Origin of the sequence: Stakelama pacifica, from assembly GCF_004361835.1 — a bacterium.
In the GTDB taxonomy this organism is placed as follows: Bacteria; Pseudomonadota; Alphaproteobacteria; order Sphingomonadales; family Sphingomonadaceae; genus Sphingomonas; species Sphingomonas pacifica.
Genome location: NZ_SNWD01000001.1, coordinates 392564 through 406648 on the forward strand (window position 1 = coordinate 392564; position 14085 = coordinate 406648).

14 protein-coding genes are annotated in these 14085 nt (G+C 65.1%); 2 read left to right on the plus strand and 12 right to left on the minus strand.

The annotated features are described in order from the left end of the window. Positions 1-253: 253 nt before the first annotated feature. The 4 genes from EV664_RS01770 to recR all read right to left on the minus strand — a co-directional run bounded on the left by EV664_RS01770 (position 254) and on the right by recR (position 3813). Positions 254-1003 carry an esterase/lipase family protein gene (locus tag EV664_RS01770; protein ID WP_162848751.1) on the minus strand — a complete coding sequence of 250 codons (750 nt, stop codon included), beginning with the start codon at positions 1001-1003 and terminating at the stop codon, positions 254-256. Between the two features lie 126 nt (positions 1004-1129). Further along, entirely contained in the window at positions 1130-2521 is a 1392-nt protein-coding gene (locus EV664_RS01775) for a DNA recombination protein RmuC (RefSeq protein WP_373287481.1), read from the minus strand. A gap of 113 nt (positions 2522-2634) precedes the next feature. Beyond that, entirely contained in the window at positions 2635-3162 is a 528-nt protein-coding gene (gene def, locus EV664_RS01780) for a peptide deformylase (RefSeq protein WP_133493964.1), read from the minus strand. Between the two features lie 54 nt (positions 3163-3216). Beyond that, positions 3217-3813: a recombination mediator RecR gene (recR, locus tag EV664_RS01785; RefSeq protein WP_133493965.1), complete on the minus strand. Its 597-nt coding sequence runs from the start codon at positions 3811-3813 to the stop codon at positions 3217-3219. Positions 3814-3872: 59 nt separating this feature from the next. On the opposite strand from recR, the gene fmt reads away from it, so the two are divergent. After that, a complete protein-coding gene (gene fmt, locus EV664_RS01790) occupies positions 3873-4775 on the plus strand; it encodes a methionyl-tRNA formyltransferase (RefSeq protein ID WP_133493966.1) in 903 nt (300 codons plus the stop codon). Continuing rightward, positions 4772-5518 (plus strand): tRNA pseudouridine(38-40) synthase TruA, encoded by a 747-nt coding sequence (truA, locus tag EV664_RS01795; RefSeq protein ID WP_133493967.1) that lies wholly within the window; start codon positions 4772-4774, stop codon positions 5516-5518. Before fmt ends, truA begins: the two co-directional genes overlap by 4 nt. Here the strand turns inward: truA and EV664_RS01800 are convergent. Genes EV664_RS01800 through EV664_RS01835 form a run of 8 tightly spaced genes read right to left on the minus strand, consistent with a single transcriptional unit; the run spans position 5503 to position 14078 of the window. Beyond that, a complete protein-coding gene (locus EV664_RS01800) occupies positions 5503-6720 on the minus strand; it encodes a class I SAM-dependent RNA methyltransferase (RefSeq protein ID WP_133493968.1) in 1218 nt (405 codons plus the stop codon). The two genes, truA and EV664_RS01800, sit on opposite strands and share 16 nt — an antisense overlap. Next, entirely contained in the window at positions 6711-8108 is a 1398-nt protein-coding gene (locus EV664_RS01805) for an NAD(P)H-hydrate dehydratase (RefSeq protein ID WP_229668033.1), read from the minus strand. Before EV664_RS01805 ends, EV664_RS01800 begins: the two co-directional genes overlap by 10 nt. Next, positions 8105-8482: a hypothetical protein gene (locus tag EV664_RS01810; RefSeq protein WP_133493969.1), complete on the minus strand. Its 378-nt coding sequence runs from the start codon at positions 8480-8482 to the stop codon at positions 8105-8107. Before EV664_RS01810 ends, EV664_RS01805 begins: the two co-directional genes overlap by 4 nt. Continuing rightward, a complete protein-coding gene (ilvD, locus tag EV664_RS01815; protein WP_133493970.1) occupies positions 8463-10184 on the minus strand; it encodes a dihydroxy-acid dehydratase in 1722 nt (573 codons plus the stop codon). The genes EV664_RS01810 and ilvD overlap by 20 nt, the downstream gene beginning before the upstream one ends. Positions 10185-10193: 9 nt before the next feature. After that, a complete protein-coding gene (locus EV664_RS01820; protein ID WP_133493971.1) occupies positions 10194-10928 on the minus strand; it encodes an N-formylglutamate amidohydrolase in 735 nt (244 codons plus the stop codon). Continuing rightward, on the minus strand, positions 10925-11656 hold the full coding sequence (locus EV664_RS01825; RefSeq protein WP_229668068.1) for an enoyl-CoA hydratase/isomerase family protein: 732 nt from the start codon (positions 11654-11656) through the stop codon (positions 10925-10927). Before EV664_RS01825 ends, EV664_RS01820 begins: the two co-directional genes overlap by 4 nt. 2 nt (positions 11657-11658) lie before the next feature. After that, on the minus strand, positions 11659-12489 hold the full coding sequence (locus EV664_RS01830) for a 4-(cytidine 5'-diphospho)-2-C-methyl-D-erythritol kinase (RefSeq protein WP_133493973.1): 831 nt from the start codon (positions 12487-12489) through the stop codon (positions 11659-11661). Positions 12490-12494: 5 nt separating this feature from the next. Further along, positions 12495-14078, minus strand: a complete 1584-nt coding sequence (locus EV664_RS01835; protein WP_133493974.1) for a tetratricopeptide repeat protein — start codon at positions 14076-14078, stop codon at positions 12495-12497. Between the last annotated feature and the right edge of the window lie 7 nt (positions 14079-14085).

The following is a 14085-nucleotide window of genomic DNA, read 5'->3' on the forward strand; positions in this document are numbered from 1 at the left end:
GTCAGAGGTTTGTATGCACTCATTTCCACAAATCGTCGCCCCGGCGAAGGCCGGGGCCGCGATCGTCTGCCCCCACTCCAACCCAGGACCGCTCTTCGACGAGCGCGGCGACGCGATCCGGTTATGTGCCCACTCCCGCTGGATCGCCGAGCCCCTTCGGAGCTCGCGATGACGAACCTCCCATAGGTTCCGATCAATGCACCTTGGCGCTTATCGCAACCGGAGATTGCAAGCACCGCCAACGGAGAAGGGACTATGCAGCTTCGGCCGCGATCGGTTCAGCGCCGTGATAAGCCAATAGCGCAGCCGTCTTATGGCTCGCCGCTTCGGGGCAGCACCGTGCAATCGCCCTATCGATCGCCAGCATCGCGTCGATATCGGTGCAATAGCCGAGATGCGCGCAGCGCACCTCGATATCGAAATCGCAACTCCGCCGGTTCCCCCGCGCATATGCCAGCGGCACCACCGTGTCGCGCGGTGACCAGATCGCGGCCGTAGGCTGGGGCGGCTTTTCATCGAGCGCGCAGTCGATCGGCGGCGCATCGACTTTATGGCCGGCAAGCCATTCATACAGGCGCGCGATGGGAAGCGTGCGAAGGTCGCCCTGGATCGGACTGCCCAGCGTAATCACCGCGCGGACCAGTTCGGGCGCATGCTTGGCATATTCGCGCGCGATCAGACCGCCGAGGCTCCATCCGATCAGGATGATCGGTTCGCCGCGCCGCTGCACCAGTTCGCGAACGCGCATATCGACATCGTAGAGCGTCTGCTCGCTGACCCCCATATTGCGGCCCATGCCGAGCTTGAAGACATGATAGCCTATGCGTTTCAGCCCGCGCCGCAGCGGCCGGGTGGAGGCATCGCAGGCAAGAAAGCCGGGCAGGACAAGCACCGAACCCCCGCCCGCCCCCGCAGGAAGCAGATCGAGCCGCGTGGGCATCGGACCGAAAAAGGACCGTGCGTAATAGCGCGCTTCATCCAGCACGCACGATGCGTGGTGCATATTGCGCGCTACAAAATCTCGAAAAACCCCGACCATGCCGCACTAACCGCCGAATCGGCGGAGAGTTTCGCCTCCCGGTAACAATAATGAAACATTGTGGCTCCGCCACATTGTGGCTCCGCACGCTTACTCAGCGCGCTCCGCCGCTTCTGCGGGCGCCGCCAATTTGGTCAGCGGGCGTGGCGAGGGTTCAACTACCGGCAGCGGGTCGAGAGTCTTGCCGCCGGTATCGATATTCAGGCTTTCGAACCGCTTGGCGGAGGTAATCACCTGCGACTCCATGCTGCCGACAAAACTATTATAGGCGCCCATCGCGGTTTCCAGATTTTTGCCGAGCTTCGCGACATGGCCGCTCATCGTGTAGAGCCGCGCGTGCAATTCCTTGCCCAACTCGGCGATTTCGCGCGCCTGCCCAGCCACCTTCTCCTGCCGCCATACTGCAGCGACGGTGCGCGCGATCGCGATCAGATTGGTCGGCGTGGCGATCAGCACGCGCCGATCAAAGGCATAGTCCCACAGATCGGGCGCATGTTCGAGCGCCGCTGAGAGGAAATGCTCGCCCGGCACGAACATGATGACATAATCGGGCGTATCGTCGAACTGCGACTGATAGGATTTGGTGCCCAGCGCATTCACATGATTTTTCATCGACACGACATGCTGGTCGAGAAAAGCTGCGCGCTCGCCCTCATCGCTGGCGCCATGCGCATCCTGATAGGCGTTGAGCGAGACCTTCGCATCGATCACCAGACTGCGCCCGCCCGGCACCTTCACGATCGCATCGGGACGGAGCCGCCCGCTTTCGCCTTCAACGCTCACCTCGGTCCGGAAATCGGTATGTTCGGTCAGCCCGCAAGTCTCGAGCACATTGCGCAGTTGCTGCTCACCCCAGCGGCCGCGCGCCTTGGGCGCAGCACGAAGCGCGTTGACCAGCTTCGCCGCCTCGCTGCGCACCGATTCCTGACCGACCCGCATTTCCGAAATCACACCTTTCAGGTCGCCATAGGCTTCCTGCCGCTCCTTCTCGACCTTGGAGATCGATTCCTCATAGCGTTTCAGCGTGTCCTGCACCGGGCTGAGCAGCGCGCGAAGCTTCGCCTCATTGGCCTTGCCTTCCTCATTGAACCGGTCATTGGCGCGTTCGAGAAAAGATTTCTGCGCTTCGCCGAGCAGCGCATTGGCGACCTCGCGAAACTGCCCCGCCATCGCCTCGCGCGCATCCTTGAACTCGGCGAGCCGCTCTTCGAACGCGCCCGATTTGGCTTTCAGTCCGGTAAGCTCGATCAGCGCCGAATCGCGCTCGGTCCGAATCGCCTCGATCTGGTCGCGAAGGCGCGGCACTTCGGCAGCCTGTTCCTGCGCGCGCGCGACATCGGCGATCGCCGCTTTGAATTCCTCGGTCCGCCGGTCGCGTTCCTCACGCATCGCCGCCGCGCCGCGTCCGCCCAGAAACCAGCCGAGCAACAGCCCGATGAGCAGCGTTCCCACAGCGACGAATACGGCGTCCAGCCCCACGATCTTCTCCCACCACGACTCAAAATGCCTTTGCCAACGACGACGAAAGGCCAGACTCGAACGGGAACATAGCTGGAACGAAGCGTGTAGGACAGCCCTAATTCAGGGGCATCGCATTACGCTGCGGTCTTGCGCGCCTTTTGCAGCTTTTTCAGGATCATCTGCCGCTTCAGCCGCGAAAGATGATCGAGGAACACGATTCCTTCAAGATGATCCATCTCATGCTGAAGACAGGTGGCGAGCAGCCCGTCGAGCCGCTCTTCATGTGCATTGCCGTCTTCATCGGTCCAGCGCGCAAGACAGGTTGCCGGGCGTTCGACATCGGCGAACTGCTCCGGCACCGACAAACAACCCTCGGTATAGATGTTCATCGCCTCATCGGTTTCGACGATTTCGGGATTGATGAACACGCGCGGGTCGCGGATCGGCTTGCCGTCCGCATCCTCTTCTTCCTGAAGGTCGATCACCAGGATGCGCTGCGGCACGCCGACCTGAATCGCGGCAAGGCCGATGCCCGGCGCATCATACATGGTTTCGAACATATCGGCGATCAGCTTGCGCGTCTCGTCGGTCACCGCTTCCACCGGTTTGGAAACGGTTTTCAGCCGCGGATCGGGCACTTCAAGGATGGGCAAAATGGCCATGGTTGCGATTTAGGGGCAACGCCGCCCGGAATCAACGCCGTAGAAACGCGAAGCTCATCCGATCGGACGCCGCGCGCGCAAAGCCTGAGCCAGCGTCCCCTCATCGAGATAATCGAGCTCGCCCCCGACCGGCAGGCCATGAGCAAGCTGCGTGACCCGCACCGGGAACGCTTCCAGCCGGTCAGCGACATAATGGGCGGTCGTCTGCCCCTCCAGCGTCGCGTTCATGGCAAGCACGATCTCATCCACCCCGCCCGCTTCGATCCGCCGGACCAGCCGGTCGATGGTAAGATCTTCGGGCCGCACCCCGTCCAGCGCCGACAACCGCCCGCCAAGGACATGATATTTCCCCGGAAACAGCCGCGACCGGTCGAGCGCCCAAAGATCGGCGACCTCTTCGACCACGCAGAGCGAACTGCCGTCGCGCCGCGGATCGCTGCACACACCGCACGGATCGGTCGTATCGATATTGCCGCAGATCGAGCAGGTCGACAGCTTTTCATTCACTGCTTCCAGCGCGCGCAGCAGCGGTGCCATCGCGGTCTCGCGCTTCTTGATGAGGTGCAGCACCGCCCGCCGCGCCGAACGGGGGCCAAGGCCGGGAAGCCGGGAAAGTGCCTGTATCAGGGTGTCGATTTCTGCGGAAGCCATGATCGCTATTGCAGATAGGGGGTTGCATCCCCCCCTGCCAAGCGGCTTCAGACGATCTCATGCGGATTATCATGATGGGAACCCCCGATTTCGCCGTTCCGGTGCTCGACGCGATCGTCGCTGCCGGGCATCAGGTCGTCGCCGCCTATAGCCAGCCGCCGCGCCGCGCGGGGCGGGGCAAGGCGCTGCGCCCCTCCCCCGTGCAACAGCGCGCCGAGGCGCTTGGCATCCCGGTGCTCCATCCGATTTCGCTGAAAGGCGCTGAGGAACAGGCGCGCTTTGCCGACTGGAACGCTGATGTCGCGGTAGTCGCTGCGTATGGCCTGATCCTGCCTCGGGCGATTCTCGACGCGCCGCGGCTCGGCTGTCTCAACGTGCACGGCTCGCTGCTCCCGCGCTGGCGGGGTGCAGCGCCGGTGCAGCGCGCCATCCTAGCCGGCGATTCGGAAACCGGGATCGGGATCATGCAGATGGAGGCGGGGCTGGACACCGGCCCGGTCCGGCTCGAAGGCCGTACCCCCATAGCAGGCAAGACGGCGGGCGAGCTTACCGAGGAACTGGCGCAGATGGGCGCGCGGTTGATGGTTGCGGTGCTCGCAGATCCGGATGCTTATCCCCCGGTCGCGCAAAGCGGCGATGCGACCTATGCGCCGAAAATCGAAAAGGCCGAAGCGCGGCTTGATTTCACCGCTGACGCGCACGCGGTCGAGCGACAGGTCCGGGCGTTCAATCCCGTCCCCGGCGCATTCTTCGAATATCGGGGCGAGCGCATACGCATCCATGCGGCTGAGCCGGTCGAAGGGTCGGCACCGCCCGGCACGGTGCTCGACGACCATCTCACCATTGCGTGCGGCAGCGGCGCGATCCGCCCCATCAGCGTGCAGCGCGCCGGGCGCGGCGTGATGACGCCGGAGGAATTGCTGCGCGGCTTTGCCATTCCGGCGGGCACCGACCTCGCATGACCCGTTTTGCGCTGACCATCGAATATGATGGTCGCCCCTTCATGGGCTGGCAGCGGCAGGATCATGGCCCCAGCGTGCAGCAGGCGATCGAGGATGCCATCGCCACCATCACCGGCGAACAGGTGCTGGTCTATGCCGCCGGGCGGACCGATAGCGGCGTTCACGCGCTGGCGATGCGCGCGCATGTCGATGTGGCAAAGCCGATCGCGCCGTTCCGCCTGATGAGCGCGATCAACGCGCGGATTCGTCCAGCCCCGGTCGCGATCCTTGATTGCCGCGAGGTCGCCGACGACTGGCACGCCCGTTTTTCATGCACCGGCCGCGCTTATGAATATCGCATCGTTAATCGGCGCGCACCGCTCACCTGGGAGGCGGGGCTGGCATGGCAGCTGGCGCTGCCGCTCGATGTCGAGGCGATGCGCGAGGGCGCGGGCCATCTGATCGGGCGGCACGATTTCACCACCTTCCGATCGGCGCACTGTCAGGCCGAAAGCCCCATCCGCACGCTAGACCGGCTCGATGTCGAGCGCGACGGCGATCGGATCGTGATCCGCACCGCCGCCCGGTCCTTTCTCCACCATCAGGTCCGATCGATGGTCGGCTGCCTGTCGCTGGTCGGTCAGGGCAAATGGGCGCCGGGCGATATGAAGACCGCGCTCGAAGCGCGCGAACGCGCAGCGCTGGGCTTCAATGCGCCCTCGGATGGCCTCTATTTCGTCGGGGCGAGCTATCCGGAAGACTGACGCGTGAAGCAGACGGCGAGTTCGACATGAGTCGACCAGCGGAATTGCCCGACCGGCTGTACCCAGTCTAGCGTATAGCCGCCTTCACAAATCGCTTCAGCATCACGCGCGAACGTACTGGGATTGCACGATATATAGGCGATGCGCGGCGTCGCGGCACGGGCAAGCTCGCGCGCCTGATCGCGCGCACCGGCACGCGGCGGATCGAGCACCACCGCATCGAACCGGCTTAGCTCCTCACCCGTAACCGGCCGCCGATACAGGTCCCGATGATCGGCAAACACCTGACGCAGCGCGATATTGGCGCTGCCCTTCAGCGCCATGACGGCATCGCGCGCTGCTTCCGCCGCATAGACTTTCGCGCGTGGAAAAGCGAAGGTGAAGGTGCCCAGCCCGGCAAAGAGATCGGCGATCGTCCCGGCCTCGCCCACCGCCTCGCGCGCCGCGGCGATCAGCGCTGCCTCACCCGCTTCGGTCGCCTGCAGGAACGAACCCACCGGAAACGCCACCGGCACGCCGCCCAGCGTGACGGTCACCGGTTCAGGCTCCCAGCGCGGCTCCGGCCCCATGCCTTCGTCCAGCGCGATCCGCGCCAGCCCATGGCGTTTCGCAAAGCCGGTCAGCGCCTCGATCTCGGCAAGGCTGTCGGTGCTTACCCGGTCGATACTGACATCCGCGCCCTGATCGGTCTGCACCAGATGGACATTCGACCGGCCCGATTTGGGCAGCATGGCCGAAAGCAGCTCGCGCAGCGGCTGAACCAGTGCAAACAATTCGGGCAACAGGACATGGCATTCGGCCAGATCGATCAGCTGGTGGCTGCCGCTGCGGGTAAAGCCCAGCGTCACTTGCCTCCCCCGCCGCTCGGCATGCAAGGTCGCGCGCCGCCGCGTCCGCGGGGGCGAGAGATGCGGCGCGCGTATCTCGGTCTCCAGCCCGTGCTGCGCAAGCGCCGAGGCGATACGGTCGGTCAGAAACGCGGCCCAGCTTTCATCATCGAGATGCTGGAGCTGGCACCCGCCGCATTCGGGAAAGTGGCGGCAGGGCGGCTCGCGATGATGCGGCCCGGGAATCAGCGTCGCGTCGGACGCCACGCGATCGCCCGGCGCGGCAAGCGCGACATGGCGGCCATCGCCGGTCACGCCGTCGCCGCGCGCCGCCACTCGCAGGATTTCAGCAGTATTTTCGTCAGTCACAGACATTCTTTCATGGCGGGCGCGATATGCGCGATCAGGTCGTCGGCGGCAAATGCCGGCCCGGCAAGTTGCGCCGCGCGGCCATGCAGCCACACTGCTTGTCCCGCGCTTCCTCCGGCCGCGATCCGTGCGCCGACCAGCCCGGCAAGTACATCGCCCGTCCCTGCGGTGGACAGCCAGGACGAACCGCTATTGGCTACGATCGCGCCATCGCCATCGGCAATCACCGTGTCCGGCCCCTTATGCACGATCGTCGCACCGCTGCGCGCGGCGGCAGCGCGGGTCCTGGCAATTTTTCCGCCCTCTCCACCTTCGAACATCCGCCCGAACTCGCCCGCATGCGGGGTCAGCACCGACAGCGCATCGCGCCGCGAAAGCCGATCCGCCGTTTCAAAGCCCAGCAAGGTCAGCGCATCGCCGTCGATCACCGCCCGGTGCGGCGATTCCAATACTGCATCGAGCTTTGCGTGCGCTGCATCGCTTCGGCCCAGCCCCGGCCCGATCACCACTGCGCCGATCCGCTCATCCTCCAGCGCGTTGCGAAGCGCCCCTGCATCCTCGACCCGCCGATGGACGAGCGCGTCCGGACCGGCTTCAGCACTGCCCGTTCCGGCGAGCATCACATAGCCCGCCCCGCCATGCAGCGCTGCCCGGGCGCAAAGCCGCGAAGCGCCGGGCATGTCGCCTTCGACCACCAGCACCATACCGCGACTATATTTGTGCGCATCGACAGCGGGCGCGCTGAGCTGCGGACGCCCCAGCGACCATATCGGCCCCGAAACCGGAATCCCGATATCGGCAAGCAGCACATGCCCGCAGCGGACAAGCCCCGCCCCCAGCATATGCGCGGGTTTCAGACTCCCCACCGCTACAGTCACATCCATCGTCGCGGCGCCCAGATCGTCGCCGCTATCGGTCTCCAGCCCGGAGGGAAGATCGATCGCGAGCGAGAATTGCGCATTGTTAACAATGTGATGAAGATATGTTTTCACATCTTTTGTAAGCTCGCGCGCCACCCCGGTTCCGAACAATCCGTCGATCACGATCGGGCGCGGCACAGCCTCTTCTAACGACACCGTCTCCCCATGCCAGCGCATGCGCATTTCGGCCGCTGTGCCCTCGGTCTTGCCGCCCAGCGCCGCTACCGCAACATCGTGCCCCGCTTCGCTGAGCAGGCGCGCAGCGACATAGGCATCGCCGCCATTATTCCCCGGTCCGGCCAGCATCAGGATCCCCCGCCCAATCGCGAAACGCGCAGCCTCACGAGCTACTGCCGCTCCGGCGCGCTCCATCGCCTCGACCTGCGACCCGCCGCCATTGAACCAGACCTGCTCCGCATCGCGCATCGCCTGCGCGGTCAGGATCGGTGCTGCGCAAGGAACCCGCCCCCTCACGGCTTCACCTGCGCAGCGGCAGGAATGCGATAGCGCGCTTCGCCGATCGCGACATCGATCATGCCGCCACCGCCGGGCGTGGCAATCGCGGTATCGGCACCATCGGCAGCGACGACCACGCCGTCATGCCGCAACAGCAACCGGCGGAACCCACCTTCGGGATCGCGCACGGTCATCATCGTGCCTTCATCGCTCGCCTGTTCCTCGAGCGTGCAGACTTTCGCAAAATCCTGCCCCGGCGATGGCGCGCAGGCGATTCGGGGCAGAGCATCCGCCGCCGCGACGGCGTTCGCATCGGCTGACGCCTCCGAACCGCCGCCGCATCCGGCCAGCAAGGGTATCAAAAAGGCGGCGCTACAGATCCGCATAGACATGGGTTTCGGCTTTCGCTCCGGGGTGTGTGACTGCCCCCTTACGCGCCGGACCCACATTTTGCGAATAGCGCCATAGCGCGCCCGCCTGATAATCATTGCTGCGCGGCTGCCAGCGGCTGCGACGCTGCGTCAGCACATCTTCAGCAACGTCCAGATCGATCGTCCCCGCCTCGGCATCGATGCGGATCGTATCGCCGTCCTCGATCAACGCGATCGGGCCGCCTTCGGCCGCTTCGGGGCCGACATGGCCGATACAGAAACCGCGCGTGCCCCCCGAAAAGCGACCATCGGTGATCAGCGCGACCTTCTCGCCCATCCCCTGCCCATAGAGCGCCGCCGTGGTGGCGAGCATTTCGCGCATGCCCGGACCGCCCTTCGGTCCCTCATAGCGGATGACGATTACCGATCCTTCGGCAATATCGCGCTTCTCGACCGCTTCGAACGCATCCTCCTCGCAATCGAACACCCGCGCCGGCCCTTCGAAGCTGAGCCGCTTCATCCCTGCGACCTTCACGATCGCGCCTTCGGGAGCAAGGCTGCCCTTCAGCCCGACGACACCGCCGGTCGGGGTAATCGGATTGCGGATTTCGCGAATGACCTTCTGATCGGGGTTCCAGGTGACGCGATCGATATTCTCACCCAAAGTCTGCCCGGTAACCGTCATGCAATTGCCGTCGAGAAACCCGCCCTCCAGCATGGTCTTCATCAGCATATAGACGCCGCCCGCCTCATACATATCTTTGGCGACATATTTGCCGCCGGGTTTGAGGTCCGCGATATAAGGCGTTGATTTGAATATCTCCGCCACGTCGAACAGGTCGAATTCGATCCCCGCTTCATTCGCCATGGCGGGCAAGTGCAGCGCCGCATTGGTCGACCCCCCGGTCGCCGCGACGACGCGCGCTGCATTGATGAACGCCTCGCGCGTACAGATGTCGCGCGGACGGATGTTGCGCGCGATCAGCTCCATGACCTGCGCACCCGCAGCGATCGCCACCTGCTCGCGGCTCTGATAGGGCGCCGGGATCATGTTCGAATTGGGCAGCGACAGGCCGATCGCTTCGCCCACGCACGCCATGGTGTTGGCGGTGAACTGCCCGCCGCACGCGCCATGGCCGGGACAGGCGACCTTTTCCAGTTCGATCAGTTCCTGAAGCGGGCAATTGCCCGCCGCATGCTGGCCCACCGCTTCGAACACATCGACCACGGTAACATCCTCGCCATGAAAGCGGCCCGGAAGGATCGAGCCGCCATAGACGAAGATCGACGGCACGTTCAGGCGAAGCATCGACATCATCATGCCGGGCAGCGATTTGTCGCACCCGGCAAAGCCGACGAGCGCGTCATAGCTGTGCCCGCGTACGCTCAGCTCGACCGAATCGGCGATGACTTCGCGGCTGGCGAGCGAGGATTTCATCCCCTGCGTGCCCATGGCGATGCCGTCGGTGACGGTAATCGTGTTGAACCGGCGCGGCATCCCGCCGCCCGCGATCACGCCCTCACGCGCTGCATCGGCCTGCGCATTCAGCGTGGTGTTACACGGCGCGCTGTCATTGCCTGCGCTGGCAAGCGCCACGAACGGCCTCGCGATATCCTCTTCGCCAAGGCCCATGGCATAATAATAGCTGCGCTGCGGCGCACGTTCCGGGCCGACCGAAACATGGCGGCTGGGCAAGCGGGATTTGTCGAATTTCTGGCTCATGGCGACAGCCTATGTCGCGGAAGGGGACCCGGAAGCAAGAGTGTTGCGGGTTTCGAGCAGAATTTCTTCGATCACGCCTGCCCAGTGCGCCACCCCATTGCCATCGCGGATCAGATCGTTGCGGATTTCGATCGACATGCACGGAATGCCCGCCGCTTCGCCATGGCGGTTCAGCGTGGCGTTAAGCAGCTTGCCCGAATAGGGTTCGTTATCGCCGGCCACCACGCCGCGCGCGGTGAGCGCACGAAGCGCGATGCGGGCTGCGCGATCATCCTGATTGTACAGGATTCCGACCTCCCATGGCCGCTCCGCACCATCGCTTTCCAGCGCGGGGGTGAAGCTGTGGATCGCGGCGATGAAGGCGGGACGCTGCACCGCGATCTGCCTGGCTATGCTGTCATGATAGGGCGCATGAAAGCGCGCGATCCGCTCCGCACGGTCCGCCCCCTTATTGCCCGGAATCGCATGGCCGTCGCTGATCGTGGGGATCAGCGCATCATGCTCCGGCTCGCGATGCAGATCGACCACCAGCCGCGATACGGTAGCGAGAATGGCGGGCGCATCGAGCGCCCCGGCAAGCCGCCGGGTCACTGCCGCCGCGCCGATATCGACCGCGATATGCTTTGCCATCAGCTCCGCGCTGACGCCGAGATCCAAATCCTCCGGCACCCGGTCGGATGCATGATCGCATAGCAGCAGCATGTCGCTGCCGCCGGAAAGGATTTCGGGGGTTTCGATACTCATCCGCGCTTACGCTCCAGAAATTCGGTCATTCGGCGTTCGAACCCGGCGCTGCCGAACCGGGCATCGAATGCACTCGCATGACCCGGCGCAAGCGGATCGCGCAGCACTGCTTTCAACGCAGCCACCGCGCCGCCATCGTTGCGGGCGATTGTCCGGGCAAGCGCCAGCGCCGCCGCACCCGCATCCTCGGCCAACAGGTCCGCCAGTCCCGCCGCGACAGCGCGATCGGCGTCGATTGCTTCGCCGGTGAACAGCATCAGCGAAGCAAACCCCTTCCCCACCCGGTCGACCAGCCGCGCGACATCACTGCCCGGATAGCTCAGCCCCAGCCGGGCGGGGGTGGTCGCGAACCGCGCTTCCCGCCCCGCCACGCAGATATCGCAGCCGAGCATCAGCGCGACGCCCGCGCCGAAACACCCGCCATCGACCGCCGCGATGACCGGCATGGGCAGCGCAGCCAGCGCGCCGATCCCGGTCGCCATCGCTTCGCGAAATGCAACCCGCTGTGCCGGCTCATCGCGAAGTGAAGGAAATTCGCCGATATCGGCCCCGGCCGAAAAAATGTCCGCCGCCTCGGACCGGAGCAGCACCGCATCCGGCGCGCGGTTCGAAATCGTCTCGCAGATCACCGCCAGTTCGCGCCATCCGGCAAGCGGAACCGCGTTGCGCGCTTCGGCCCGGTCGATTCCGATCAGCGCCAGCGTCTCTTCGAACCTCAGCGTGAACACCGTCAAAGCAATTCGCTCGCCATCCGCCACCAATCCGGGCGCGCTTCCGCCACCCCCCGCGCTGCCGCATCGCGCGCATCGACCGAAGCGAACATCGCAAAGCACGTTGCCCCCGATCCCGACATCCGCACCAGCAAGGTGTCCGCCTGCTCCTCCAGCAGCGTCAGCACCTCGCCGATCACCGGCTGCAATGCCCGTGCCGGGACCTCCAGATCGTTGCGTCCTGCGCGGGCGCAATCGAGCAGATCGCCCTCACCGATCGCGCCGCGATCCACGCCGTCCCAGCGCGCGAACACGCTCGCGGTCGAAACTCCGACGCCGGGATTGACCAGCAGCACCGGCGTACCCGCCATGCCGGCGATCGGCGTCAGCGCTTCGCCCCGCCCGCGCCCGAGCGCAATGACGCTACGCACACAGGCCGGAACATCCGACCCAAGCGCCTCGGCACATTGGATCAGGCGCGGATCGCCTCCATCGATCATGTGCATCGCCGCCAGGGCGCGCAGCGTCGCGGCGGCATCCGCCGACCCGCCCCCGATGCCCGACGCCACCGGCACCCGCTTGTCGAGCGTGATCGCCACAGCGCCGTTCACCGCGAACCGCTCACGGAAAAGGTCGCGCGCACGCGTCACCAGATTGTCACCCTCGCCCGCCAGCGCCGCCGCGCAAGGTCCGGTAATCGCGAATGAATCCGCTTCAGCGGGGGCGAGCGTCAGCCGGTCGCCATCTGCTACAAACGCGAACAGGGTTTCGAGTTCATGATAGCCATCGCCGCGTCTGCCGCGGACATGCAGCGCGAGGTTGAGCTTCGCCCAGGCGGTTTCCTCGATCATCGCGATCAGTCCGCCTGCGGCAATCCGCCGGCGATCTTCGCGCGCAGCCGGTCGGCCTGCGCATCTTCGGCATAGATCGCTGCGGCCTGCCATGCATAGCGCGCCTCATATTTGCGCCCCGATCGCCAATAGGCATCGCCCAGATGTTCGTTGATCGTCGCATCGGCGGGCTCGCCCTGCGCAGCGCTTTCGAGCATCGGCACCGCCCGCGCGACATTTCCGCTTTTATAATAGGCCCAGCCCAGCGAATCGGTGATCGCCGGATCATCGGGCTTCAACTGCAGCGCCTTTTCAAGCATCGCTTGCGACCGGGCGAGATCCTCACCGCGTTCGACGCGGGCAAAACCCAGATAATTGAGCGCCACCGGCTCGTTCGGCGCAAGCGCGACCGCCTTTTCCAGCAACGGCTGTGCCGCCTGCCAGTCGCCCGCCTGTTCCAGCGCCCCGCCGCGCTGCAGATATAGCGCCCATCCCGCATGGCCGTTCGTCATGTCGATCGCCCGGCCATAGACATCGGCGGCCTCGCGATAACGCTTCGCATCGACCAGCAGGTCGCCATAAGCGCGCACATCGTCGATCGAAGGATCGTCCCGCATGGCAAGCGCGCTTGCCAGCGCGAGTGCCTCAGCATTGGCACCTGCCCGAACCAGCGCGGCCCGCCGCTCGACCTTCGCCATATAGGCTAGCGGGCTGTCCTCCGGGATTTCAGCCAGCGCACGTTCGGCCGCACTATCGGCACCTTCGCGCGAAAGGGCGTTGGCGAGCGTCAGCCGCGCCCGGTCATAGCCGGGATCGATCAGCAATGCCGAACGCGCGAGCAAGGTGGCAAGCGGGATCAGCCGGTCGCTGCCCAGCGAGGAGGCAAGCTCGGCATAGATGCGCGAAACGCCAAAGGCACCGCCCGGCTGTTCGCCCTTACCGAGTGCGGCGCGCAGCGCAACCAGCGTCGGGTCGGCACCGCCGAGGAATTGCAGCGCAAGATCGTCATGCCCCTCCCCGGCAAGCAGCTGCGCGGCATTCAGGCGAAGGTCCAGATTATTGGGCTCGCTCGCCAGCAACGGCTTCAGCGCCTCGATCCCTCCCGCGTGCTTTCCCGCCGCGATCAGCAACAGCGCGCGATGTTCGGCGATATAGCGCCGGGCAAGCGCATCGTCCGGGTCTTTCGAAAGCAGCTTCACTGCCCGATCAGGCTCGCGCTCCACCGTCATCCATGCGGTAACGATGGGTCGCAAAAAGCCCAGCGGCCCTTTTTCCAGTTCCGCCGAATAGCGGGCCGCTGCCTTGCGGTCGCGATGCGCAATGGCATCGGCCAGCATCAACAGGCTGGTATCGGGAGGCGCAGCACCCGATCGGCGCAAAATCATCGCCGCGCGAATGGCGAGCTTCATATCGCCTGCCGTCAATGCCTCGCGATAGGCGCGGGTCGCGACCAGTGGATCGTCGGGCGATACCGCAAGCACATCGCCATAACGCTCTGCCGCCACCATCGCCGCGCCGTCCGCCTCGGCAGCGCGCGCGCGGACATAATCGGTCAGATCGTCGCTACGCTCATTCGCGATTGCGGGCGTCGCGACGACAAGCGCGCCCATGGTGATA

What these genes read in the sequence shown, in the direction of transcription:
- EV664_RS01770 (WP_162848751.1), bottom strand. Translation starts at nt 1,003, where the DNA reads ATGCACCACGCATCGTGCGTGCTGGATGAAGCGCGCTATTACGCACGG.
- def (WP_133493964.1), bottom strand. Translation starts at nt 3,162, where the DNA reads ATGGCCATTTTGCCCATCCTTGAAGTGCCCGATCCGCGGCTGAAAACC.
- recR (WP_133493965.1), bottom strand. Translation starts at nt 3,813, where the DNA reads ATGGCTTCCGCAGAAATCGACACCCTGATACAGGCACTTTCCCGGCTT.
- fmt (WP_133493966.1), top strand. Translation starts at nt 3,873, where the DNA reads ATGCGGATTATCATGATGGGAACCCCCGATTTCGCCGTTCCGGTGCTC.
- truA (WP_133493967.1), top strand. Translation starts at nt 4,772, where the DNA reads ATGACCCGTTTTGCGCTGACCATCGAATATGATGGTCGCCCCTTCATG.
- EV664_RS01800 (WP_133493968.1), bottom strand. Translation starts at nt 6,720, where the DNA reads ATGTCTGTGACTGACGAAAATACTGCTGAAATCCTGCGAGTGGCGGCG.
- EV664_RS01810 (WP_133493969.1), bottom strand. Translation starts at nt 8,482, where the DNA reads ATGTCTATGCGGATCTGTAGCGCCGCCTTTTTGATACCCTTGCTGGCC.
- ilvD (WP_133493970.1), bottom strand. Translation starts at nt 10,184, where the DNA reads ATGAGCCAGAAATTCGACAAATCCCGCTTGCCCAGCCGCCATGTTTCG.
- EV664_RS01820 (WP_133493971.1), bottom strand. Translation starts at nt 10,928, where the DNA reads ATGAGTATCGAAACCCCCGAAATCCTTTCCGGCGGCAGCGACATGCTG.
- EV664_RS01830 (WP_133493973.1), bottom strand. Translation starts at nt 12,489, where the DNA reads ATGATCGAGGAAACCGCCTGGGCGAAGCTCAACCTCGCGCTGCATGTC.
- EV664_RS01835 (WP_133493974.1), bottom strand. Translation starts at nt 14,078, where the DNA reads ATGGGCGCGCTTGTCGTCGCGACGCCCGCAATCGCGAATGAGCGTAGC.